This is a genomic window from Geopseudomonas sagittaria, from assembly GCF_900115715.1.
Taxonomy (GTDB): Bacteria; Pseudomonadota; Gammaproteobacteria; order Pseudomonadales; family Pseudomonadaceae; genus Geopseudomonas; species Geopseudomonas sagittaria.
Genome location: NZ_FOXM01000019.1, coordinates 63,600 through 85,552, shown reverse-complemented (window position 1 = coordinate 85,552; position 21,953 = coordinate 63,600). Strand labels below are relative to the sequence as shown.

Below are 21,953 nucleotides of genomic sequence, written 5' to 3'. Positions count from 1 at the left end.
ATTGGCGTGGTTGCGGCTGACGGGGCCGCGTTGACGGAGCGGGGGACGGCCTGGCGTTGCCGCTCCGGGGCCGAAGCCCCGGAAGCGCGCCAGGCTCAGCGGCCGTTGAGCCGGGGCAGGCGCTCGGCGGTGGGCGGGTGGGTGGACAGGTAGCTGCTCCAGCCGCTGTCCGGGTCCGCACAGCGCTCCGCCGCGGGGCATTTCCGCATGGCCGTCTCCAGGCGCAGCAGCATCGTGCCCAGGTGGGCGGCGTCGATGCCGTGGCTGGCCAGCAGGTCGGCGGCAAAGCGGTCGGCCTCGTGCTCGAAGTCGCGCGAATAGCCGAGCTGGGTCAGGATCACCGGAATGGTCGCGATCAGCGACGACACCGAGGACACGTCGCCGGTCACCGTCATCGCCAGCAGACCGAGCGCCGAGCCCTGCAGGACCTGGCGCAGGCCGTGGCGCCGCTCGATGTGGCCGATCTCGTGGGCCAGCACCCCCAGCAGCTCCTCGTCGCGCTCGGCCAGCTGCACCAGCTGGTCGGTGAAGATCACCGTGCCCGAGGGCAGCGCAAAGGCGTTGGCGCCCAGTTGCTGCGCCGCCTTGCGGAACTCGAGCCGGATCGCCAGGCCGCTGCTCGCCATCAGCGGCGCGAAACGGCTGCGCAGGCGCGCCTGCTCCGCGGCGTCCAGTTCGGAGGCAAACAGCAGCTCGTCGTCGAGCAGCTCGAGGACGCCCTCGCCGATCTGCCGGCTGGCCGCCTCCGGCAGGGCGAAGGCGCTGACCTCGGCCAGCGCCGGAATGCCGTAGCGCACGCCGCCCCAGACGAAGGCGATGGTCACCAGCAGACCGAGCAGCACATAGCGCAGGCTGGACTCCAGGCGGTGGACCAGGCCGTGGCGCCTGCCCCGGTCGCCCAGCAGGCGGTCGACGCCAGCGTTGTCGGCGGTCTCGAAGCTGGCGCCGTCGGCCAGGCGCAGCATGCGCGGCGTGTTGCCGAGGCGCGAACTGACGACCACCTCAGCGAGCGGCAGCGGCCCGGCCAGCAGGGCGTCGCCGGCGATCACCCGCAGGCAGCCGTCGGCGACGAGCAGGGTGGCGGCGACCGGCCGTGACGAGGCGCCACCGAACCAGGTGCCGGCCAGCTCGTGCACAGCCGCTGCGCTCACAGGGCCAGTCCCACGTCGAACATGTCGGCGAACTCGCCGCCGAGGGAGGAAACCTCCTGGCGCCGGGCGGCGATGAAGCCGTCGAGATCGTCGCCGGCCACCAGCGCCATGTGCTCGGCGGCATAGCGTGCGTTGCGCACCTTGGCCCACGGATAGAACAGGCCGAGGGTCAGCGCCATGCCGAGCATGTTCACCAGCATCAGCACGGCGTAGCTGCCCAGTTGGTACTGCGCGACCAGGTGGTTGTCGCCCAGCACCAGGTTGCCGTAGACCAGGTTGGTGAACCTGACGTTGAAGAAGGCGAACAGCAGCAGATAGGCCAGCGCGCCGACCGCCGACGCCAGGGCCGGACTCAGGCCGCTCAGCACGCTCACCAGCACGCCGGCAGCGACGCCGATGCCCAGCATCGCCAGGAAGATCAGGTAGAACGGGCGGGCGCCGACGTCGAACGCGAAGCGCGAGGTGCCGTAGCGGCTGTTGCCGGCAATGAAACGCTGCTGCTTGTGCATCGCCAGCGGCATCAGGATGCCCAGCGTCAGCGCGCCCAGCAGCGGCCAGACCAGGAAGGCCATCGCCGCGCCGCCATAGCTGCCGTCGAAGCCGAAGCGCACGCCGCGCCAGGCGCTGTTGCTGTTGCGAAAGCTCAGCCCGCGCACGATGATCCACGGCAGCGCGACGAGCAGCAGCAGGCCCATCACCGCGCCGAGCGCCATCGAGAGCTCGCCGGCCACCGAATAGACCACCAGGCAGGCGAAGGCGATCACCCGCCCCTTGAGGATCTTCAGCGGATCGGCGAGGTAGTCGAAGCTGCTGCCGTCGAGCTGGGTGTTGCCGTAGAAGTAGCGCTGCGTCCTCACCTTGGCCCAGGCCGAATAGATGCCGAGGGTGACGATGGACAGCAGGATGTTGACGATCCAGATGCGGAAGAACTCGAAGCCTTCACCGTGAAACGTGAAGGCCAGCTGGCGTGGCGCGGCACTGGCCGTTGCCTGGCCACGGCTGCCCGCCGCAGCCGGCGGTGCACCAGCGGCCCGGGTGGCCGCGCGGCCGGTGGGCGCTGCCGGCGACCCGTCCTGCGCGGCCGTCGCCGGCTGGCGCGGAATCTGCGCTGGCTCGGCCGGCGCCGCAGCGGGCTGGGTGATGGCCGCGGCCTCCACGCTGACGGCGGCACCGAGGCGCTGCAGGGCATCGCGATAACGCACGGCCGCATCGTGGCCAAGCCCCTTCTTCAGCACCGTGCGCGGCTGGCAGAACAGCTGTTCCAGCCGCTCCGCGTCCAGCCCGAGCAGCCGGGCGAAGCTCGCCTGCACCTGCTCCCTGCTGAAGCCCTCGAGCACCTCGCCCCTGAACACCACCGCATACACTGCATCCGTCATCGACACTTCTCCCTGGGGGCATATCCCCTGTCGCGCATCAAGTCCCTGAGGGCTGGCAATCCGGCCTGCCGTCGGTCTGGGCGATCCCCCGCCAAACCGGCCAGCTTCCCTGCAGGCGTTCATTCCGCGCCGCTGCGGCCATGCCTTCCGGGCAGCTCGCAGGCAGCGTCGAGCATCATAGAGGCAATGGCGCCACCCTCCAATCACCGGCGCATGCCGCCACCGCTCCGCTGCGCCAGCGTTGCCCCGCCAATCATGGCCATCACCCTTTCAGCAGCGGGCAACCCGTCGCGGCGCAGGCTTCCGGGTGATAATGCGCCGATCGATAGCCGCTCAATGACGGAGTCCGCGCCAGTGATGTTCGAGATCCAAGAGTTCAATCCGCAAGCCTACCGGCGGCAGACGCGGCGCAGCACGCTGATCGTGCTGCTGATCTTCGCGCCGCTGGCCATGCTGCTGGCCGGCCTCGCCGTGCTGCTGTTCGGCGAGCCCGGCGGCGACAATTTCCGCTGGAATCTGGGCGGGGTGCTTGCCGGCGTGCTGCTGACCGTGCTGCTGGTGCGCCGGCTGTTCTGGTCGCAGCCGTGGATGGCCGCGGCGGTCTACGGCTGGCAGCTCAAGCGCAGCCTGATGAGCGTCACCAACGTCATGCATCACGTCAAAGCCGGGGTGGCGGCCGGCGATCCGCTGGCGATGAAGCTGCTGCGCTTCTATCACCTGGGGCTGACCCAGATGCACCAGCTGGACGGCAACTCCAGCGCCCTCAGCCAGATGGTGCGCGAGATCGACGAACATCGGGCGCGCATGGAGGCGCTGGGCCTGGACACCGACCAGCCGCGCCTGGATCCGGCCTGGCTGGCGGCGGTGAAGCAGGCCGGCGTCTGACGCCGGCCGCGCCAAGCCGGCCTAGCTGACCGCCAGGCGCTGCCAGGCCGCCCGTTGCTGCCAGTCGTGCAGCCAGGCGGGCAACTGCTCCGCCGGCATCGGCCGGCCGATGCCGTAGCCCTGGGCGAGGCGGCAGCCGAGGCGCTGCAGGGCCTGGCCGTGCTCGAGGGTTTCCACGCCCTCGGCGATCACGTGGCGGTTGAAGGCGGCGGCCAGGCGAATCACGCCGTCGACGATGGCGCGGTCGTCGGGGTCAACCAGCATGTCGCGCACGAAGCTCTGGTCGATCTTCAGGGTGTCCACGGGCAGCTTGCGCAGGTAGGTGAGCGAGGAGTAGCCGGTGCCGAAGTCGTCGAGGGCGAAGCGCACGCCGAGCCTGGCGCAGCGCTGCATGACCACGATGGCGCGCGGCATGTCGGCGATCGCCGCGGTTTCGAGGATCTCCAGTTCCAGCCGGGCGCGGGGAATCGCCGGGTAGCGGCACAGCAGGCGATCCAGGCTGTCGGCGAAGTCGTCGTGCATCAGCTGGTGGGCGCTGATGTTGACGCTCATGTCGATCTGCAGCCCGCTGTTCAGCCACTGCTCGAGCTGGGCCAGCGCCGTGTCCAGCACCCATTCGCCCAGCGCCCGCTCCAGGCTGCCGACGCTCCCGATGTAGGGGAGGAACTCGCCCGGCGCGATCAGTCCGCGCTGCGGGTCCTGCCAGCGGATCAGCGCCTCGACGCCGAACAGCCGGCCGTCGCCGAGGTCGACCTTGGGCTGGTAGTGCAGCACGAACTCGCCACGCTGCAGGGCGAGGCGCAGGCGCTCCAGCTGCTGGCGGTGGCCCTGGGCCTTGCGGTCGCTCTCCGGGTCGAACAGGTGGTAGCAGTTCTTGCCGGCCTCCTTGGCGAGGAACATCGCCTGGTCGGCGTGGCGCAGCAGGGTGTCGCCGTCGTCGGTGTCCTGCGGGTAGAGGGTCACGCCGATGCTCGCCGTGGTGTGCAGGCGGCTGTCGGCAATGGTCACTGGCGCGGCGATGGCCGCCTGCAGGGCGGTGAGGGTCGCCGCGCAATCCTGCGCGGAGTCGAGGTCGCCGAGCAGCAGGGCGAAGCCGTCACCGCCCAGGTGGGCCAGGGTGTCGTCGCTGCGCAGCACCGCGCGCAGGTTGCCGGCCATGCGCCGCAGCAGCTCATCCCCGGCGGCGTGGCCATGGCGCTCGTTGACCTGGCGGAAATCGTCGAGGTCGAACTGGCACACTGCCAGCGACTTGCCGGAGCGCGCCGCGCGGGCGATGGCCTGCTCCAGGCGGTCGCCGAGTAGGCGGCGGTTGGGCAGGCCGGTCAGCGGGTCGTAGTGCGCCGCGCGATCCAGTTCGGCCTGGTGGTTCTTCAGCTGGCTGATGTCGGAGAACAGCCCGACGTAGTGCTGCACGCTGCCGTCCTGGTTGCGCACCTGCGACAGCGACAGCAGCTGCGCGTAGCGCTCGCCGTTCTTGCGCCGGCTGCACACCTCGCCGCTCCAGAAGCCCTGCGCCTGCAGGCTGCGCCACGGGGTGTCGTCGCTGCTGGTGGTGTCGGCGGCCAGCCACGCCGGCTGCTGGCCGAGGGCCTCGGCCGGGCTGTAGCCGGTGATCCGCGTGAAGGCCGGGTTGACGCGGACGATCTGTCGCGCGCCGTCGAGCACCATGATGCCCTCGTAGCTGGAGTCGAATACCGCCGCCGCCTCGCGCTGCGCCAGCTCGATGCGCCGGCGCTCGCTGATGTCGCGGGCAATGCCGAACAGGCCGGAGACGGCCCCGGATTCGTCGAGCAGCGGCCCGCGGCTGATCGAGAACACCAGGTTGCGGCCCTGGTCGCTTTCCAGCGCCTCGTCGCAGGTGCGCACCTTGCGGCTGGCGACCACCTCGGCGTCGTGCCGGGCGATCAGTTCGGCGCTGGCTGGCGAGAACAGCTCGGCATCGCGCTTGCCGATCAGCTCGTCGAGCGGGCGGCCGACGAAGGCGGCCGCGGCCTTGTTGGCCAGCAGGTAGCGGCCGGCGCGGTCCTTGACGAAGATGGCGTCCTCGCTGCCCGCGACGATGCCGTCGAGCAGACGGCGGTTGAACTCCAGGCCCTCGCGGGTGCGCCTGAGCAGCTCGATGATGATGCTGAGGGCGGCGCAGGTCAGCACGAAGAAGAACAGCTGCAGGCGCTCGGCCTGCGAGTCGACGGCCAGCGCGCCAGAGGGGGCGAGGAACAGCAGGGCAACGCCGAGGGTGGCAACCAGGGTGGCCAGCAGGCCGGGCCACAGGCCGCCGAGCAGGGCGCTGAGGGCCACCGGCAGGATGAACAGGATCAGCAGCGGGCGGCCGTCGAGCAGGCCATCGAGGCTCTGCCGCAGGCCCAGCGTGGCCAGGGTGATGGCTAGGGCGAACAGGCAGGCGACGCAGCCCCGCCGGCGCCCCGCTGTCGTGCCCATGGTCAGGCGGCCGAGCTGCGTGGCGACGCCATCGGCGGAGGGGGGCGGCACCGCGCGCAGGGCGAGGTACAGCAGCACGCTGGTGGCCAGCACGAACAGGCCGCCCTTCCAGCTCGAGGCGCGCAGGATGGCGTCCTTGTCGGCGAACAGGGCCAGCAGGTTGTCGGAGAGGAAGATCCAGCCGAGCGCGAGCAGGCAATAGGTCAGCGTCACCAGATGAATGAACGGCGTGCGCGACAGCTTGACCATCGGGAGTCCCCTTCTTCTTTCGGGCGATGGTGCCACAGCGCCGTGGGGCCGACCACGCACGGAACGCAAGGTTTTTACGCTCGCGGCTACCGCGGGGGCACCGCCAGCCTGGCCGCGTGCTCGCCCCGGGATCGCCGCCGCCGCGGGTGGGTGACCCTGGCCGCTGCGGACCGCTATCATCCGTCGCCTGATCCGGGGGAGATTCAACATGCTCAACGGCCTGTGGCTGGGGTTTTTCGTCGTCGCGGCCATCGCCGCCTGCAGTCGCTGGCTGATCGGCGACGATGCCGGGGTGTTCGCCGCCATGGTAGAGAGCCTGTTCGCCATGGCCAGGCTGTCGGTCGAGGTGATGGTGGTGCTGTTCGGCACCCTGACCCTGTGGCTGGGTTTCCTGCGCATCGCCGAGCGCGCCGGGCTGGTCGAGCGCCTGGCGGTGCTGCTGGCGCCGCTGTTCCGCCGGCTGATGCCCGAGGTGCCGAGCGGGCATCCGGCGCTGGGCCTGATCACCCTCAACTTCACCGCCAACGGCCTCGGCCTGGACAACGCGGCGACGCCGATCGGCCTCAAGGCGATGCGCGCGCTGCAGGAACTCAATCCCAGCCAGACCACGGCGAGCAACGCGCAGATCCTCTTCCTGGTGCTCAACGCCTCGTCGCTGACCCTGCTGCCGGTGTCGATCTTCATGTACCGGGTGCAGCAGGGCGCGCCGGACCCGACCCTGGTGTTCCTGCCGATCCTGCTGGCTACCAGCGCCTCGAGCCTGGTCGGCCTGCTGTCGGTGGCCTTCATGCAGCGCCTGCGCCTGCACGACCCGGTGGTGCTGGCCTGGCTCGGCTGCACGGCACTGCTGCTGGGCGGCTTCATGGCCTTCCTCGCCGGGCTGTCGGCCACCGCGCTGGCGGCGCTGTCCTCGCTGCTCGGCAACCTGACTTTGTTCGGCCTGATCCTCGCCTTCCTGCTGTGCGGCGCGTTCAAGCGGGTGCCGGTCTACGAGGCGTTCGTCGAGGGCGCCAAGGAAGGCTTCGAGGTGGCCAAGAGCCTGCTGCCCTACCTGGTCGCCATGCTCTGCGCGGTGGGCGTGCTGCGCGCCTCCGGGGCGCTGGAGTTCGGCCTCGACGGCATCCGCTGGCTGATCGAGGCGCTCGGCTGGGACACCCGCTTCGTCGACGCCCTGCCCACCGCGCTGGTCAAGCCGTTCTCCGGCAGCGCGGCGCGCGCCATGCTGATCGAGACCATGCAGAGCCACGGCGTCGACAGCTTCCCGGCGCTGGTCGCCGCGACCATGCAGGGCAGCACCGAGACCACCTTCTACGTGCTCGCCGTGTACTTCGGCGCGGTCGGCATCCAGCGCGCCCGCCACGCGGTGGGCTGCGCGCTGCTCGCCGACCTGGCCGGGGTGCTGGCGTCGATCGGCGTGTGCTACTGGTTCTTCGGGTGAGGCGGGCTGCCGTGATGGCTATCGCTGCGCTCCACCCATCCTGTGGTCTGCTGCTTTGGCTGCGGCCCACAAACACGAAGCCCCCGCAGTGCGGGGGCTTCGTCGTTCAAGGGGCAGGCTCAGGCGACGCTCAGAACGCCGGCACCACCGCGCCCTTGTACTTGTCGGCGATGAACGCCTTCACCTCGGGGCTGTGCAGGGCCTTGGCCAGCTTCTGCATGGCCTCGCTGTCCTTGTTGTCGGCACGGGCGACCAGGATGTTGACGTAGGGCGAGTCGTTGCCCTCGATCACCAGGGCGTCCGCGGTCGGGGTCAGGCCGGCTTCCAGGGCGTAGTTGGTGTTGATCAGCGCCAGGTCGACCTGCTTGAGCACGCGCGCCAGGGTCGCCGCTTCCAGCTCGCGCACCTGGATGTGCTTGGGATTGCCGACGATGTCCTTCGGCGTGGCGGTGATGCCGGTGCCTTCCTTGAGGGTGATCACCCCGGCCTTGGCCAGCAGCAGCAGGGCGCGGCCGCCGTTGGTGGCGTCGTTGGGGATGGCCACGCTGGCGCCCTCGGGCAGCTCGTCGAGCTTCTTGATCTTGCTGGAGTAGGCGCCGAACGGCTCGATGTGCACGCCGGTCACGCTGACCAGCGTGGTCTTGCGGCTGGCGTTGAACTCGTCGAGGTAGGGCTGGTGCTGGAAGAAGTTGGCGTCGAGGTTCTTCTGCTGCACCTGCAGGTTGGGCTGCACGTAGTCGGTGAACACGCGCACCTTCAGCTCCACCCCTTGCTTGGCCAGCATCGGCTTGACGAACTCGAGCAGCTCGGCATGCGGCACCGGCGTGGCGGCGACGTTGAGGGTGTCCGCGGCCAGGGCGGGAGCGGAGAAGGCGGCGAACAGGGTCGCGGCAGCCAGCAGTCTTTTCATTGTTGCACTCCTTGTGGGATGAGGTGGTGGGGCCGTCGCCGCAGGTAGGGTGTGAGCGGAGACTGCCCCCTCTCCCGCTGGCGGGAGAGGGTTGGGGTGAGGGTGGATGGATCGTGCAACCACAGCCCTCTCCCCCGGCCCCTCTCCCGGAACCGGGAGAGGGGAGCAAAGCGGTTTACTTGCGCGAGAAACGGATCACCAGGCGGTCGCCGACGCTCTGCAGCACCTGCACCAGCACCAGCAGGAGGACCACGGTGACCGCCATCACGTCCGGCTGGTAGCGCTGGTAACCATAGCGCACGGCGAGATCGCCGAGACCGCCGCCGCCGATCAGGCCAGACATGGCGGTGTAGGACACCAGGGTGATGGCGGTGACGGTCAGCGCGGCGAGCAGGCCGGGGCGCGCCTCCGGCAGCAGGGCGTTGAGGACGATCTGCCGGGTGGTCGCGCCCATCGCCTGGGTCGCCTCGATGATGCCGCGGTCGACCTCGCGCAGCGCGGTCTCCGCCAGGCGGGCGAACAGCGGCGTGGCGCCGACCACCAGCGGCGGGATGGCGCCGATGGCGCCCAGCGAGGTGCCGACGATCAGCTCGGTGAGCGGGATCATCAGGATCAACAGGATGACGAAGGGCACCGAGCGCAGCACGTTGACCACCAGGGAGAGCAGGCGATACAGCGGCGTGTTGGCGAACAGCTGGCGCGGGCCGGTGAGGAACAGCAGCACGCCGAGCGGCAGGCCGAGCAGCACGGTGAACAGCAGCGAGCCGCCGAGCATCGCCAGGGTATCCAGGCTGGCCTGCCAGATTTCCGGCCAGAACACGTTGGGCAGCAGTTTTTCCAGCATCAGCGCAGTACCTCGACATGCACGTCGGCGGCCTCGAGGCGCGCCAGGGCGGCGTCGAGGTCGCCGCCGGTGAGGGCCAGGGTCAGCTGGCCGTAGGGAGTGTCGCGGATGCGGTCGATGCGTCCGGCGAGGATGCTGTAGTCGACCCCGGTGTCGCGCGCCACCTGGCCGAGCAGCGGCGCGTAGGTGGCCTCGCCGCGGAAGGTCAGGCGCAGGATGCGTCCCGGTACATGGGCGAAGTCGTCACGCTGCTCGCCCTCGTCGACATGCTCGGCCTCCAGCACGAAGCGGCGGGTGGTCGGGTGCTGCGGATGCAGGAACACGTCGGCCACCGCGCCCTGCTCGACGATCGCCCCGCCGTCCATCACCGCCACGCGGTCGCAGACCCGGCGGATCACGTCCATCTCGTGGGTGATCAGCACGATGGTCAGCTGCAGTTCGCGGTTGATCTCGGCGAGCAGCTGCAGCACCTGGGCGGTGGTCTGCGGGTCGAGGGCGCTGGTCGCCTCGTCGCAGAGCAGGATCTTCGGCTCGGTGGCCAGCGCGCGGGCGATGCCGACGCGCTGCTTCTGGCCGCCGGACAGCTGCGCCGGGTACTTGTGCGCGTGCTCGCCGAGGCCGACGCGGGCCAGCAGCTGGGCGACGCGGGCGTCGATCGCCGCGGCGGGCAGCTCACCGGCCAGGCGCAGCGGCAGGGCGACGTTGTCGGCCACGGTCTTCGAGGCCAGCAGATTGAAGTGCTGGAAGATCATGCCGATGCGCCGGCGCAGACCGCGCAGACCGTCGGCGTCGAGGGCGGTGGCGTCCGCGCCGTCGATCAGGATGCGTCCGCCGGAGGGCTCCTCGAGACGGTTGATCAGGCGCAGCAGGGTGCTCTTGCCGGCGCCGGAGTGGCCGATCAGGCCGAAGATCTCGCCGGCGCCGATCTGCAGGGAGGTGGCCTGCAGGGCGGGGATATCGCGGCCATTGACCCGGTACGCCTTGTGGACGTTGTCGAATTGGATCACGGGAAAACCTTGTGGGTAGGGGGCGGGACGTGCCGTGCCGAGGGTGCTCAGTCTAGCGACCCGTCTTTAGTGCGGAAAATGCTTTGGGTGACTATTGATATAGCTGAATGCTGGGAAGCGCTTACTCAGGGATCACGCTGTTGTTGATGTCGCTGTCGACGGCGGCCGGCGCCTTGGGCTGCAGGGCGCCGCCGGTCAGCGCCGGCGCCTTGGGCATCAGCGAACGGGCCTTGGTCAGCGCGGTGGTGGCGGCGTTGAGGTCGCCCTTCTCCAGGGCCTGCTGGCTGCGCTGCAGCCAGGCGTCGGCGAGCAGGCGCTGATAGCCGTCGAGGGCCGGCGCGCCGCTTTCCTGCTGGCGCAGACGCTCGAGGGTGGCGCCGGCCGCCGCCAGCTGGCCGCTCGCCAGCTGTGTCTCGAACTGCTGGCGCAGGCCGTCCGCCACGACAACTGCTGCCGGGACCGCCGGCACCTGTGCCTGCGGCGCGGGGCTGCCGGCGTCGCGCTGCGACGGACTCTGGCAGGCGCCGAGCAGCAGCAGGGCCAGCAGGGGCAGGCAGCGAAGGGCACGGGTCATGGCTCAAGCCTCGGGGTGTTCACAAAGTAGCCAAATTCTACACCGCGCGACGCGGCAGCAGGAAGCTCAGCAGGAACACGCCGGCGGCGCTGACCACGATGGACGGCCCGGCCGGGGTGTCCTGGTACCAGGACAGGGCGAGGCCGGCGCACACCGCGACCAGGCCGATCAGGCTGGCGCCGGCGGCCATCTGCTCGGGGGTGCGCGCGTGGCGCTGGGCGGCGGCGGCGGGGATGATCAGCAGCGAGGTGATCAGCAGCACGCCGACGATCTTCATCGCCACGGCGATCACCACGGCGATCAGCAGCATCAGCGCCAGGCGGATGGCGGCCACCGGCAGGCCTTCGACCCGCGCCAGTTCCTCGTGCACGGTGATCGCCAGCAGCGCGCGCCACAGCCAGGCCAGCACCGCGAGCACCAGGGCGCTGCCCCCGATGATCCACAGCAGGTCGGCGTGGCTGACCGCCAGCAGGTCGCCGAACAGGTAGGCCATCAGGTCGACGCGCACCTCGTCGAGCAGGCTGATGGTCACCAGGCCGAGCGACAGGGTGCTGTGGGCGAGGATGCCGAGCAGGGTGTCGGAGGCCAGCGGCTGACGCTGCTGCAGGGTCACCAGCAGCACGGCGAGCAGCACGCAGCCGACGGTCACCGCCAGGGTCGGGCTGACGTCGAGCAGAAAGCCCAGCGCCACGCCGAGCAGGGCGGCGTGGGCGAGGGTGTCGCCGAAGTAGGCCATGCGCCGCCAGACCACGAAGGAGCCGAGCGGGCCGGCGACCAGGGCCAGGGCGAGGCCGGCGAGCAGGGCGTTGAGGAGAAAGTCGGGCATGGTCAGTGTTTGCAGTGGGGGCCGTGGATGTGCGGTTGCTTGGGCGCGACCACGCTGCCGTGCAGGTCGTGGCTGTGGTCGTGCTGGTGGTGGTAGATCGCCAGGGCGCGCGCGTCGTTGCCGAACAGCTCGCGGAAGGCCGGGTCGCTGCTGACCTGGTCCGGGTGGCCGGAGCAGCACACGTGGCGGTTGAGGCAGATCACCCGGTCGGTGGCGCTCATCACCAAGTGCAGGTCGTGGGAGACCATCAGCACGCCGCAGCCGTAGCGCTTGCGCAGGCGGCCGATCAGCCGGTACAGGTCGGCCTGGCCGGTGACGTCGACGCCCTGCACCGGCTCGTCGAGCACCAGCAGTTCCGGCTGGCGCAGCAGGGCGCGGGCCAGCAGCACGCGCTGCAGCTCGCCGCCGGAGATGCGCTGCAGCGGACTGTCGATCACCTGGGCGGCGCCGACTTCGCCGAGCGCCGCCAGGGCGCGGGCACGGTCGACGCCGGGGACCAGGCGCAGGAAGCGCAGCACCGACAGCGGCAGGGTCGGCTCGACGTGCAGCTTCTGCGGCATGTAGCCGATGCGCAGCTTGTCGCGCCGCCATACCTCGCCGCGGTGCGGCGCGAGCAGGCCGAGCACCACGCGCACCAGGGTGGTCTTGCCGGCGCCGTTGGGGCCGATCAGGGTGACGATCTCGCCGGGCTTGAGCGCCAGCTGCACGTCCTGCAGCACCGGATTGCCGGCGAAGCTGACGCCGACGCCATCGAGGCGGATCAGCGCGTCGCTCATGCGGCCTCCCGACACTGCGCGCACAGGCCGACCACCTCGACCATCTGGCCCTCGACGACGAAGCCCACCGCGCTGGCGGCGGCGACGATCGCGGCGCCGATGGCCGGCTGCTCGACCTCGATGGCGGTGCCGCACTGGCGGCAGATCAGGAAGTGGCCCTGGTGCACCTGGCCGGGGTGGTTGCAGCCGATGAAGGCGTTCAGCGAGGCCAGGCGGTGGATCAGGCCGTGTTCGAGGAGGAAGTCCAGCGCCCGATACACGGTCGGCGGCGCAGCGCGGCGGCCGTCCTCAGCGCTCAGCACGCCGAGGATGTCGTAGGCACCGAGCGGGCGGTGGCTGGCCCACACCAGCTCCAGCACGCGGCGACGCAGGGCGGTCAGGCGTGCGCCGCTGCGCGCGCACACGGCGTCGGCGGCGGCCAGCGCCTCGGTCACGCAGTGGCTGTGATCGTGGGGGTGACAGGCGAGCGGGGTGGATGTCATGGCAGACACTCCCGAGCAAAGGGACGTTATTATATAACCGTTCCCCTGCCATGAGTGATGCCATCGTGCCCCGTCTGTCTTCTCTGCTGCCCGCCGCCGCACTAGCCGCCGCCCTGTCCTGGCTGCTGGCCACCCCGGCGCTGGCCGAGGTCCGTGTGCTGACCAGCATCAAGCCGCTGCAACTGATCGCCGCCGCGGTGCAGGACGGCGCCGGCACGCCCGAGGTGTTGCTGCCGCCGGGCGCTTCGCCGCACCACTACGCGCTGCGCCCCTCCGACATCCGCCGGGTGCGCGAGGCCGATCTGCTCTACTGGATCGGCCCGGACCTGGAGGTGTTCCTGCCGCGCGTGCTGGAAGGCCGCGAGCAACCCAGCCTGGCCGTGCAGGGCATCCCCGGCCTGCACCTGCGCCACTTCGGCGAGGCGCACCGCCATGCCGACGAGCAGCACGCCGAGGAGCATGACGAGCACGCTCACGAAGAGCACGCGGCTGAAGAGCACGCGGGCCACGGGCATGACGACCATGCCGACGCCGATGCGGTCGAAGAGCACGACGCCGCCCACCGCCCCGGCAGCCTGGACGCCCACCTCTGGCTGCTGCCGGCCAACGCCCGGGTGATCGCCGCGCGCATGGCCGCCGACCTGGCCAAGGCCGATCCGGCCAACGCCGCGCGCTACCAGGCCAACCTGGCCGCCTTCGAGCAGCGCCTCGCCGCGCTCGACGACCGGCTCAGGGCGCGCCTGGCGCCGCTCAAGGACAAGCCGTTCTTCGTCTTCCACGAGGCCTTCGACTACTTCGAGGAGGCCTACGGCCTGCAGCACGCCGGGGTGTTCGCGGTGAGCGCCGAGGTGCAGCCGGGCGCCCGCCACGTCGCCGCCATGCGCGAGCAGTTGCAGGCCGCTGGGCCGAGCTGCGTGTTCAGCGAACCGCCGCTGCGCCCGCGCCTGGCGCAGACCCTCAGCGCCGGCCTGCCGGTGCGCCTGGCCGAGCTGGACGCGCTGGGCTTCGCGCTGCAGGCCGAGGCCGGCGGCTACGAGCGGCTGCTGGAGAAGCTGGGCGACGGGCTGGCGGGCTGTCTGGAAAAGCTGTGAGGCGCGGGATGGGTAGGGTGGGTTAGTCGCGCAGCGGCGTAACCCGCCAAGGATGCCGCCAGGCATCCCCCGTTGCCGATCTGGCGGCCGGTTACGGCCTGCGGCCTAATCCCCCTACACCCAGCGCCGCACCCGCGTGCAGTAGGCGCGGAACTCGGCGCCGAAGCGCCGCTCGAGCGCGCGTTCCTCGGGGGCGATCTGGAAGCGGGCGATGAAGGCGACGAACAGTGGCAGCAGGAGGAAGTTGAGCCAGTTGCCCAGACCCAGCGCCAGGGCGAACAGGAGCAGCGCATCGCCCAGATAGATCGGGTTGCGCGTGCGGGCGAACACGCCGTGGGTCACCAGCCGCGTGGTGCGTTCGGGCCTGAGCGGATTGACCGTGGTGCGCGCACGCAGCAGGGTCCAGGCCGCCGCCGCCATCAGGCCGAGGACGGCCAACGCCACCAGCGCGGCCAGCGGCCGCTGCAGGGCGAAGGCGAAGTCGCCGAACGGCAGGTGCCTGGCAAGCTGCCACATCAGGCCGGCGAACAGCACGACCACCAGCGGTGGCGGGAACAGCAGAGCCATGGGCGATCCTTCTAGTCGTCGTTCCACGCACAATAGCAGCCCACCGCCAGGCTGCCGGTGCTGGTTACCGCCCGTCCGGCGAGCAGCGCCTCGATCACCGGTTCGATGAAGCTGTTGCTTGAGGTGCACACCGCGCCTTCGCTGTAGGGGCCGACGTAGGCCAGTTTGCCGCTCTGGTCCCAGATCGCCACCGCCGGGCTGGCCGGCAGCTGTCCGGCGCCGGGCAGCTCGGCGAGTGGCTGCAGGGCCTTGAGGGTGTCCGGCAGCTGGCCGCGGCTGCCGGGTTTCTGCCAGACGTGGAAGCTCACCGGCTGGCCGGCGAAGCGTTCGAGCAGTTCGGCCAGGTGCTGCTGGTTGCCGACGTTGCACGGGCACGGCGGGTCCCACAGGTGCACCACGCGGATCGTGCCGGCCCCGGCCAGCTCGGCGGGCAGGCGCAGGGTGCCGGCGTCGAACAGCACGGTGGTCTCGCTGAACGGACGGATGTAGCGGTCCTGGTACCACTGGTTGAGGCTCCACAGCGCCACGCCGGCGGCGAGGGCGAGCAGGCTGAGGAGGAGGGTCTTGCGGCGTGGCAGGGGCATGGCGGGCGGGCCGGCAGAAAATGTCGGCCAAGCTTGCCATGTTGTGCGTCCGGTCTGAAGATCATCGGTAGTGGCCGATCAGCGCACTCCGTCGAAAGGAACACGGCCTAATCCCTATGAACGAAATCTTCGATCCCCAACGCCTGCGCCGGCAACTGCCGCCGCTGTCCGCGGCCGCCGCCGAGAGCGGCCCGCAGGTGCAGGCCTACCGGCAGTACTACGGCCTGCAGCACCGTCCCGACATCCACAGCCGCCTCGGCTGGGTCGAGGCGAGTGGGCGTCGGCTGGCCGTGCAGGGCTGGTGGCGCGACAGCGCGCGCGCCACTGTGCTGCTGCTGCACGGCTACTACGACCACATGGGCCTGTACCGGCACGTGTTCGACTGGGCGCTGGCGATGAACTTCGCCGTGCTGTCCTGCGATCTGCCCGGTCATGGCCTGTCCGAGGGCGAACCGGCGAGCATTGACGACTTCGCCGAATACCAGGCCGCGCTCGCCGCGCTGTTCGAGGCTGCCGAGATGCTCAACCTGCCGCAGCCCTGGCACCTGTTCGGGCAGAGCACCGGCGGCGCCATCCTTCTCGACTACCTGCTGACCGGCGCGCCGCGTCCGGACCTCGGCCAGACCGTGCTGCTGTCGCCGCTGATCCGGCCGCGCGCCTGGTTGCGCTCGAAGCTCAGCTACCACCTGCTCAACCCGTTCGTCAGCCAGATCGCCCGGCGCTTCACCGACAACTCCAGCGACAGCGCCTTCCTCGACTTCGTGCGCCGCGATCCCCTGCAGGCGCAGGTGCTGCCCACCGCCTGGGTCGGCGCGCTGGCGCGCTGGATCCCGCGCATCGAGAATGCGCCGGCCTCGACGCACAGCCCGCTGATCATCCAGGGCGACGCCGACATGACGGTGGACTGGCAGCACAACCTCGAGGTGCTGGGCAGCAAGTTCCACACCCCCGAACAGCTGATCCTGCGCGGCGCGCGCCATCACCTGGTCAACGAGGACGAGGCGCAGCGCCAGCGCCTGTTCGCGCTGCTCAACGAGCGCTTCTCCTGAGCGCGGCATTTCTGCGCCCCTGAATGCACGAAGCCCCGCACGGGGCGGGGCTTCGTTGGGCTGGCGGCGGATCAGGCGGTCAGCGACTTCTTGGCGCGCTCGATCACCTTCTCGAGGCGACCGGAACCCAGATACTGGTCCGGGTAGAGGCGTTCGCTGTGGCGGGCCACGCCGTTGTCGTTGATCACGGTGAAGCTGAAGTTGCCCTTGCGCGTGGCGGCCAGAAACTGGCACTGATGGGGAGCGAAGGCGTTGGCGAGGGCGCTCATGGCGGCCTGGGCTTGGAATTGAATCGACATTGTTGTGTGTTTCCTACGGGTGGCGGCAAAAGGACCGCTCGATAAAGACTCCGAAATCGCCACCCACCTGGGTGGTCCGAATGAACCTGGTCGGAGCAGGGACAGCTAGTTGAAACAACGCACTGTGGCGAAGTTTAAGCTGGCAGGTATGTACTTAGGATGACAGGTGCTCACCGGGAAAGGTTCGGGCCCGAGTGGCCTGGTCAATGCGGTATGGTCCGTCAGCGCGGGGGCGACTTTGGGTGCCTGGCCCGGTCTGATAACCAACGATTCGACACTTGCCAGCTGCTGCGACAAGTTGCCGAATTGACATTCAGCTTGGTACTAACGCCAAGGACCCTATCACGCTACTGTACCGATTGCCAGCCCTCAATTCGGCATTGGACCAATGGGGCAGCGCGCCGGGTGGCCCCACTGGTCGTTCAGCCCTTCACGCACACCAGCGGGCGCAGCCGCGCCACCCGCCGCGCCAGGCCGGCCTGCTCGGCGGCCTCGACCACCGCGCTGACATCCTTGTAGGCCAGCGGCGCCTCCTCGGCGACGCCGCGCAGGCTCGGGCTGCGGATCAGGATGCCGCGTCGGGCCAGCTCGTCGACCACGCTGCGCCCCTGCCAGCGGCGCAATGCCTCGTGGCGGCTCATCGCCCGGCCGGCGCCGTGGCAGGCCGAGGCGAAGGCGTGGGTCTGGCTGCCGCCGCCGGCGAGCACCCAGGACGCGGTGCCCATGCTGCCGCCGATCAGCACCGGCTGGCCGACCGCGCGGTATTCCGGGGGCAGCTCGTGGTGGCCAGGGCCGAAGGCGCGGGTGGCGCCCTTGCGGTGGACGAACAGGCGGCGGCGCTCGCCGTTGACGATGTGGCTCTCCTCCTTGCAGGTGTTGTGCGACACGTCGTAGAGCAGCGGCATCTGGATGCCGGGGAACAGCGTGGCGAACGCCTCGCGCGCCAGGTGGGTGAGGATCTGCCGGTTGGCCAGCGCGCAGTTGATCGCCGCGCGCATGGCGCCCAGGTAGCTCTGTCCCAGCTCGGAGTTCAGTGGCGCGCAGGCCAGCTCGCGGTCGGCGAGGGCGATGCCGGCGCGCGGCGCGGCGATCACCATCTCGCGCAAAAAATCGGTGCCGATCTGGTGGCCCATGCCGCGCGAGCCGCAGTGGATGGTGGCCAGCACGTCGCCGACCGCCAGTCCGTAGGCCTGCGCCGCCTTGAGGTCGAACAGTTCGTCGACCACCTGCACCTCCAGGTAGTGGTTGCCCGAGCCGAGGGTGCCCATCTCGTCGCGCTGGCGATGCTTGGCCTCGGCGGACACCTCGGCCGGCACAGCGCCGGCCATGCAGCCGCCTTCCTCGATGCGGGCCAGATCCTCCGGGCTGCCGAAGCCCTGCTCGACCGCCCACCTGGCGCCGCCGCGCAGCATGGCGCCCATCTCCTTGCCGGTCAGGCGCAGCGCGCCGGTGCTGCCGAGGCCGGCGGGGATGCGCCGGAACAGCACGTCGGCCAGGCGCTCCTGCACGCGCTGGATGTCGGCCTCCTTCAAGCCGGTGTGCAGGCTGCGCACCCCGCAAGAGATGTCGAAGCCGACCCCACCGGCGGACACCACGCCGCCCGCGTCGGCATCGAAGGCCGCCACCCCGCCGATCGGGAAGCCGTAGCCCCAGTGGGCGTCGGGCATGGCGTAGGCGGCGTCGACGATGCCCGGCAGGGCGGCGACGTTGGCCAGCTGCTCGCCGACCTTGGCGTCCATCGCCTCGAGCAGCTCGCGCGAGGCGAAGATCACCCCCGGCACGCGCATGGCGCCGTGTCGGGGCATTTCCCATTCGAAGGGGCCGCGTTGGCGGAATTGGGCGAGGTTCATGGGGCCTCCTGCCGGCCGCGCAGGCCGCCGGCGCTGGCGTGGATGTCGTCGAGTCACTATAGGCCTGCGCCCAGCACGCCGGCGGGCCGGTCATCCGGCAGCGGCTCGCCCGCACAATCCTGCACTGCCGGGATAACGCCGTGACTCGGCGGAGCGCCGCGCATCGGGGCGCTTCGCATAATCGGGGCATTGCAGCCGCAACGCCTCTGGCGTCCGCCTGTGCGGGCAGTCGCGCGGGAGTCGCTGCTTGAACCGCCACGGAGTCACCGGCCCATGAATCATGCTATGTCCCCGCGCACTGTGCCCTGTCCCGCCGTGTCGCGGCCGTCATGCGGGAGGCACTGAGATGAGCGTCTATCTGCAGTGTCTGTCGCACACGCCGCTGGTCGGCCATGTCGATCCGGCGCCGGAGGTGCTGGCCGAGGTGGACGCCGTGGTGAGAGAGGCCCGCCAGCGCATCGCGCGCTTCGCTCCGGAGCTGGTCATCCTGTTTTCGCCGGATCACTACAACGGCTTTTTCTACGACCTGATGCCGTCGTTCTGCATCGGCATGGCCGCCCACGCCATCGGCGACTATGGCACTGCCGCCGGCCCGCTCGACGTGCCGCGCGAGCTGGCCGAGGCGTGCGCGGCCGCGGTGCTGGAGGCCGGGGTGGATGTCGCGGTGTCCTACCGCATGCAGGTCGACCACGGCTTCGCCCAGCCGCTCGAGCTGCTGCTCGGCGGCCTGGAGTGCTGCCCGGTGATCCCGGTGTTCGTCAACGCGGTCGCCGCCCCGTTGCCCAGTTTCCAGCGCGCCCGCCTGCTCGGCGAGGCCATCGGCCGCTTCACCCGCGGCTTGGACCGGCGCGTGCTGCTGCTGGCCTCCGGCGGCCTCTCGCACCAGCCGCCGGTACCCGAGCTGGCCAAGGTGGATGCGCGCATGGCCGAGCGCCTGCTGGGCGGCGGGCGCAACCTGCCGGCTGACGAGCGCGCCGCCCGTCAGCAGCGGGTGATCGATGCGGCGCGTGCGTTTGTCGAGGACCCGCACTCGCTGCACCCGCTCAACCCCGAGTGGGACCAGGCGTTCCTCGACCTGCTGGTCGGCGGCCGTGTCGCCGAACTGGATCGCCTGAGCAACGCCGACCTGTCGCGCCTGGCCGGGCGCTCCACCCACGAGGTGAAGACCTGGGTCGCCGCCTTTGCGGCCCTGTCGGCCTGCGGCCCCTACCGGGCCGAGGCGCGCTACTACCGGCCGATTCCCGAATGGATCGCCGGCTTCGGCGCGCTCAGCGCCCGGCCGGTCGGCCAGGCCGACGCCTGACCCCACCCGAGCAAGGAAAACAGCCCATGACGACCACGCCCAAGACCCCGAGCGAAGCGGCCAGCAGCCGCTTCGTGCGCATCCAGGACGGCGAACTCGACCTCAACATCCACTACAACGACTGCGGCGCCGGTAGCGAGACTGTGGTGATGCTGCATGGCTCCGGTCCCGGCGCCAGCGGCTGGGCCAACTTCAGCCGCAACATCGAGCCGCTGGTGGCCGCCGGCTACCGGGTGATCCTCATGGACTGTCCGGGCTGGAGCAAGAGCGACTCGATCGTCTGCACCGGCTCGCGCTCCGACCTCAACGCCCGCGTGCTCAGGGGCCTGCTCGACGCCCTCGACCTCGACCGCGCGCACCTGATCGGCAACTCGATGGGTGGCCACAGCGCCGTCGCCTTCGCCCTGGCCAACCCCGCGCGGGTCGGCAGGCTGGTGCTGATGGGCGGCGGCAGCGGCGGCGCCAGCCCGTTCGTGCCGATGCCCACCGAAGGCATCAAGCTGCTGCAGGGCCTGTACCGCGAGCCGAGCATCGACAACCTGAAGAAGATGATGGCCGTCTTCGTCTACGACAGCAGCGACCTCACCGAGGAACTGTTCCAGGCGCGCCTGGACAACATGCTGGCGCGCCGCGACCACCTGGAGAACTTCGTCAGCAGCCTGGCGGCCAACCCGAAACAGTTCCCCGACTTCGGCCCGCGTCTGGCCGAGATCACCGCGCAGACGCTGATCGTCTGGGGCAGCAACGACCGCTTCGTGCCGCTGGACAGCGGCCTGCGCCTGCTCGCCGGCATCCCCGACGCGCAGCTGCACGTGTTCAACCGCTGCGGCCATTGGGCGCAGTGGGAGCACGCCGACAAGTTCAACCGCCTGGTGCTGGACTTCCTCGGCCACTGAGCCGGCTGCCGCGCTTTTCCTTCCTTCGTCACTATTCGAGGCAACTCATGAGCGTGACCCAACAGACCCTGGAACAACTGGCCAGCGCCCTGCGCGAGGCCGAGGCGAGCGGGGGGGCCGTCGAGCCGCTGCGCGATCTGATCGGCGTGGACAACGGTGCGGCGGCCTACGCCATCCAGCGCCTCAACATCGCCCACGGCGTGGCCAACGGCCGCCGCGTGGTCGGCCGCAAGATCGGCCTGACCAACCCCAAGGTGCAGGCCCAGCTCGGCGTCGACCAGCCGGACTTCGGCACCCTGTTCGCCGACATGGGCTACGGCGACAACGAGGTGGTGCCGTTCGGCCGCGTGCTGCAGCCGAAGATCGAAGCCGAGATCGCCCTGATCCTGGAAAAGGACCTGCCGCGCGCCGACACCACCTTCGCCGAACTGGTCGAAGCCACCGGCTGGGTGCTGCCGGCGCTGGAGATCGTCGGTTCGCGCGTGCAGGCGTGGAACATCCGCTTCGTCGACACCGTGGCCGACAACGCCTCCAGCGGCTGCTTTGTCCTCGGTGGTCCGGCGCGGCGCATCGCCGACGTCGACCTGCGCCAGGCCGCCATGCGCATGACCCGCAACGGCGAGGAAGTGTCCAGCGGCAGCGGCGCCGAATGCCTCGGCCATCCGCTGAATGCCGCGGTGTGGCTGGCGCGCACCATGGCCCGCCTGGGCGAGTCGCTCAAGGCCGGCGACGTCATCCTCACCGGTGCCCTCGGGCCGATGGTGGGCGTGGCGGCGGGCGACCGCTTCGAGGCCGAGATCGACGGCATCGGCCAGGTCGGCGTCAGCTTCAGCGCCGAGTGATTTCCTCGCCCCATCCGCGGGCAGCAGTGAGACCCAACATGAAAAAACTCAAAGTCGCCATCATCGGCTCCGGCAACATCGGCACCGACCTGATGATCAAGATCCTGCGCAACGGCAAGCATCTGGAGATGGGCGCCATGGTCGGCATCGACCCGGCCTCCGACGGCCTGGCGCGCGCCGCGCGCATGGGCGTGGCCACCACCCACGAGGGCGTCGAAGGCCTGACCCGCATGGCGGTGTTTCAGGACATCGACTTCGTGTTCGACGCCACCTGGGCCGGCGCCCACGTCAAGAACGACGCCTTCCTGCGCTGGTTGAAGCCGGGCATCCGCCTGATCGACCTGACCCCGGCGGCCATCGGCCCGTACTGCGTGCCGGTGGTGAATCTGGAAGAGCACCTGGCTGCGCTGAACGTCAACATGGTCACCTGCGGCGGCCAGGCCACCATCCCGATGGTCGCCGCGGTGTCGCGCGTGGCCAAGGTGCACTACGCCGAGATCGTCGCCTCGATCGCC

General features: G+C 70.3%; 21 protein-coding genes and 1 pseudogene. 8 read left to right on the top strand and 14 right to left on the bottom strand.

The features are described 5' to 3' along the window. Window positions 1-95: 95 nt before the first annotated feature. Window positions 96-1,151, bottom strand: a complete 1,056-nt coding sequence (locus BM297_RS18835; RefSeq protein ID WP_217648286.1) for a M48 family metallopeptidase — start codon at window positions 1,149-1,151, stop codon at window positions 96-98. Next, on the bottom strand, window positions 1,148-2,527 hold the full coding sequence (locus tag BM297_RS18830; RefSeq protein WP_092434582.1) for a YjgN family protein: 1,380 nt from the start codon (window positions 2,525-2,527) through the stop codon (window positions 1,148-1,150). Before BM297_RS18830 ends, BM297_RS18835 begins: the two co-directional genes overlap by 4 nt. 357 nt (window positions 2,528-2,884) lie before the next feature. Here BM297_RS18830 and BM297_RS18825 point away from each other — a divergent pair, with 357 nt between their 5' ends. After that, the gene (locus BM297_RS18825) at window positions 2,885-3,412 is read left to right on the top strand and encodes a DUF3087 domain-containing protein (protein WP_092434580.1); all 528 of its coding nucleotides are present in this window, start codon (window positions 2,885-2,887) and stop codon (window positions 3,410-3,412) included. Window positions 3,413-3,433: 21 nt separating this feature from the next. Here the strand turns inward: BM297_RS18825 and BM297_RS18820 are convergent, their stop codons facing one another. Beyond that, window positions 3,434-6,100, bottom strand: a complete 2,667-nt coding sequence (locus BM297_RS18820; protein ID WP_092434577.1) for an EAL domain-containing protein — start codon at window positions 6,098-6,100, stop codon at window positions 3,434-3,436. A gap of 208 nt (window positions 6,101-6,308) precedes the next feature. On the opposite strand from BM297_RS18820, the gene BM297_RS18815 reads away from it, so the two are divergent. Then, window positions 6,309-7,538, top strand: a complete 1,230-nt coding sequence (locus BM297_RS18815) for a nucleoside recognition domain-containing protein (protein ID WP_092434574.1) — start codon at window positions 6,309-6,311, stop codon at window positions 7,536-7,538. Between the two features lie 130 nt (window positions 7,539-7,668). Here the strand turns inward: BM297_RS18815 and BM297_RS18810 are convergent, their stop codons facing one another. The 7 genes from BM297_RS18810 to BM297_RS18780 all read right to left on the bottom strand — a co-directional run bounded on the left by BM297_RS18810 (window position 7,669) and on the right by BM297_RS18780 (window position 12,957). Next, entirely contained in the window at window positions 7,669-8,448 is a 780-nt protein-coding gene (locus BM297_RS18810; RefSeq protein WP_092434571.1) for a MetQ/NlpA family ABC transporter substrate-binding protein, read from the bottom strand. 175 nt (window positions 8,449-8,623) lie between these two features. Then, window positions 8,624-9,292, bottom strand: coding sequence for a methionine ABC transporter permease (locus tag BM297_RS18805; RefSeq protein ID WP_092434569.1), 669 nt, complete (start codon window positions 9,290-9,292; stop codon window positions 8,624-8,626). Further along, the gene (locus tag BM297_RS18800) at window positions 9,292-10,299 is read right to left on the bottom strand and encodes a methionine ABC transporter ATP-binding protein (protein WP_092434566.1); all 1,008 of its coding nucleotides are present in this window, start codon (window positions 10,297-10,299) and stop codon (window positions 9,292-9,294) included. The genes BM297_RS18805 and BM297_RS18800 overlap by 1 nt, the downstream gene beginning before the upstream one ends. Window positions 10,300-10,420: 121 nt before the next feature. Further along, on the bottom strand, window positions 10,421-10,873 hold the full coding sequence (locus tag BM297_RS21665; RefSeq protein ID WP_139231084.1) for a hypothetical protein: 453 nt from the start codon (window positions 10,871-10,873) through the stop codon (window positions 10,421-10,423). Window positions 10,874-10,910: 37 nt separating this feature from the next. After that, window positions 10,911-11,699 carry a zinc ABC transporter permease subunit ZnuB gene (gene znuB, locus BM297_RS18790; RefSeq protein WP_092434564.1) on the bottom strand — a complete coding sequence of 263 codons (789 nt, stop codon included), beginning with the start codon at window positions 11,697-11,699 and terminating at the stop codon, window positions 10,911-10,913. Between the two features lie 2 nt (window positions 11,700-11,701). Then, a complete protein-coding gene (gene znuC / locus BM297_RS18785) occupies window positions 11,702-12,475 on the bottom strand; it encodes a zinc ABC transporter ATP-binding protein ZnuC (RefSeq protein WP_092434561.1) in 774 nt (257 codons plus the stop codon). Continuing rightward, the gene (locus tag BM297_RS18780) at window positions 12,472-12,957 is read right to left on the bottom strand and encodes a Fur family transcriptional regulator (protein ID WP_092434558.1); all 486 of its coding nucleotides are present in this window, start codon (window positions 12,955-12,957) and stop codon (window positions 12,472-12,474) included. The genes znuC and BM297_RS18780 overlap by 4 nt, the downstream gene beginning before the upstream one ends. A 50-nt stretch (window positions 12,958-13,007) precedes the next feature. Here BM297_RS18780 and znuA point away from each other — a divergent pair, with 50 nt between their 5' ends. Then, window positions 13,008-14,048: a zinc ABC transporter substrate-binding protein ZnuA gene (znuA, locus tag BM297_RS18775; RefSeq protein ID WP_092434555.1), complete on the top strand. Its 1,041-nt coding sequence runs from the start codon at window positions 13,008-13,010 to the stop codon at window positions 14,046-14,048. Between the two features lie 114 nt (window positions 14,049-14,162). Here znuA and BM297_RS18770 read toward each other — a convergent pair whose 3' ends face one another. Both BM297_RS18770 and BM297_RS18765 read right to left on the bottom strand, forming a co-directional pair. Then, the gene (locus BM297_RS18770; protein ID WP_092434552.1) at window positions 14,163-14,615 is read right to left on the bottom strand and encodes a methyltransferase family protein; all 453 of its coding nucleotides are present in this window, start codon (window positions 14,613-14,615) and stop codon (window positions 14,163-14,165) included. An 11-nt stretch (window positions 14,616-14,626) separates the two neighbouring features. Beyond that, window positions 14,627-15,199 (bottom strand): DUF6436 domain-containing protein, encoded by a 573-nt coding sequence (locus BM297_RS18765; RefSeq protein WP_092434549.1) that lies wholly within the window; start codon window positions 15,197-15,199, stop codon window positions 14,627-14,629. Window positions 15,200-15,315: 116 nt separating this feature from the next. Between BM297_RS18765 and BM297_RS18760 the strand changes: the two genes are divergently transcribed. Beyond that, complete coding sequence (locus tag BM297_RS18760) at window positions 15,316-16,248, top strand: phospholipase BipL (protein ID WP_092434546.1); 933 nt, start codon at window positions 15,316-15,318, stop codon at window positions 16,246-16,248. A 71-nt stretch (window positions 16,249-16,319) separates the two neighbouring features. Here the strand turns inward: BM297_RS18760 and BM297_RS18755 are convergent, their stop codons facing one another. Beyond that, on the bottom strand, window positions 16,320-16,547 hold the full coding sequence (locus tag BM297_RS18755) for a hypothetical protein (protein WP_092434543.1): 228 nt from the start codon (window positions 16,545-16,547) through the stop codon (window positions 16,320-16,322). A gap of 422 nt (window positions 16,548-16,969) precedes the next feature. Then, complete coding sequence (locus BM297_RS18750) at window positions 16,970-18,397, bottom strand: RtcB family protein (RefSeq protein ID WP_092434541.1); 1,428 nt, start codon at window positions 18,395-18,397, stop codon at window positions 16,970-16,972. Window positions 18,398-18,743: 346 nt separating this feature from the next. Between BM297_RS18750 and mhpB the strand changes: the two genes are divergently transcribed. From mhpB to BM297_RS18730, 4 genes and pseudogenes are all read left to right on the top strand, one after another. Beyond that, a complete protein-coding gene (gene mhpB / locus BM297_RS18745) occupies window positions 18,744-19,700 on the top strand; it encodes a 3-carboxyethylcatechol 2,3-dioxygenase (protein WP_092434538.1) in 957 nt (318 codons plus the stop codon). 26 nt (window positions 19,701-19,726) lie between these two features. Continuing rightward, entirely contained in the window at window positions 19,727-20,596 is an 870-nt protein-coding gene (locus BM297_RS18740) for an alpha/beta fold hydrolase (RefSeq protein WP_092434537.1), read from the top strand. Between the two features lie 47 nt (window positions 20,597-20,643). Then, complete coding sequence (mhpD, locus tag BM297_RS18735; protein ID WP_092434535.1) at window positions 20,644-21,438, top strand: 2-keto-4-pentenoate hydratase; 795 nt, start codon at window positions 20,644-20,646, stop codon at window positions 21,436-21,438. Window positions 21,439-21,476: 38 nt separating this feature from the next. After that, a pseudogene (locus BM297_RS18730) lies at window positions 21,477-21,953 on the top strand (acetaldehyde dehydrogenase); the annotation flags it as partial.

Excerpts from the sequence above, each read along its gene's own strand:
- mhpD (WP_092434535.1), top strand. The coding sequence starts at position 20,644 with ATGAGCGTGACCCAACAGACCCTGGAACAACTGGCCAGCGCCCTGCGC.
- BM297_RS18825 (WP_092434580.1), top strand. The coding sequence starts at position 2,885 with ATGTTCGAGATCCAAGAGTTCAATCCGCAAGCCTACCGGCGGCAGACG.
- BM297_RS18810 (WP_092434571.1), bottom strand. The coding sequence starts at position 8,448 with ATGAAAAGACTGCTGGCTGCCGCGACCCTGTTCGCCGCCTTCTCCGCT.
- BM297_RS18820 (WP_092434577.1), bottom strand. The coding sequence starts at position 6,100 with ATGGTCAAGCTGTCGCGCACGCCGTTCATTCATCTGGTGACGCTGACC.
- BM297_RS21665 (WP_139231084.1), bottom strand. The coding sequence starts at position 10,873 with ATGACCCGTGCCCTTCGCTGCCTGCCCCTGCTGGCCCTGCTGCTGCTC.
- BM297_RS18740 (WP_092434537.1), top strand. The coding sequence starts at position 19,727 with ATGACGACCACGCCCAAGACCCCGAGCGAAGCGGCCAGCAGCCGCTTC.
- BM297_RS18805 (WP_092434569.1), bottom strand. The coding sequence starts at position 9,292 with ATGCTGGAAAAACTGCTGCCCAACGTGTTCTGGCCGGAAATCTGGCAG.
- mhpB (WP_092434538.1), top strand. The coding sequence starts at position 18,744 with ATGAGCGTCTATCTGCAGTGTCTGTCGCACACGCCGCTGGTCGGCCAT.
- BM297_RS18750 (WP_092434541.1), bottom strand. The coding sequence starts at position 18,397 with ATGAACCTCGCCCAATTCCGCCAACGCGGCCCCTTCGAATGGGAAATG.
- znuC (WP_092434561.1), bottom strand. The coding sequence starts at position 12,475 with ATGAGCGACGCGCTGATCCGCCTCGATGGCGTCGGCGTCAGCTTCGCC.
- znuB (WP_092434564.1), bottom strand. The coding sequence starts at position 11,699 with ATGCCCGACTTTCTCCTCAACGCCCTGCTCGCCGGCCTCGCCCTGGCC.
- BM297_RS18780 (WP_092434558.1), bottom strand. The coding sequence starts at position 12,957 with ATGACATCCACCCCGCTCGCCTGTCACCCCCACGATCACAGCCACTGC.
- BM297_RS18755 (WP_092434543.1), bottom strand. The coding sequence starts at position 16,547 with ATGTCGATTCAATTCCAAGCCCAGGCCGCCATGAGCGCCCTCGCCAAC.
- znuA (WP_092434555.1), top strand. The coding sequence starts at position 13,008 with ATGAGTGATGCCATCGTGCCCCGTCTGTCTTCTCTGCTGCCCGCCGCC.
- BM297_RS18830 (WP_092434582.1), bottom strand. The coding sequence starts at position 2,527 with ATGACGGATGCAGTGTATGCGGTGGTGTTCAGGGGCGAGGTGCTCGAG.
- BM297_RS18770 (WP_092434552.1), bottom strand. The coding sequence starts at position 14,615 with ATGGCTCTGCTGTTCCCGCCACCGCTGGTGGTCGTGCTGTTCGCCGGC.
- BM297_RS18765 (WP_092434549.1), bottom strand. The coding sequence starts at position 15,199 with ATGCCCCTGCCACGCCGCAAGACCCTCCTCCTCAGCCTGCTCGCCCTC.
- BM297_RS18815 (WP_092434574.1), top strand. The coding sequence starts at position 6,309 with ATGCTCAACGGCCTGTGGCTGGGGTTTTTCGTCGTCGCGGCCATCGCC.
- BM297_RS18760 (WP_092434546.1), top strand. The coding sequence starts at position 15,316 with ATGAACGAAATCTTCGATCCCCAACGCCTGCGCCGGCAACTGCCGCCG.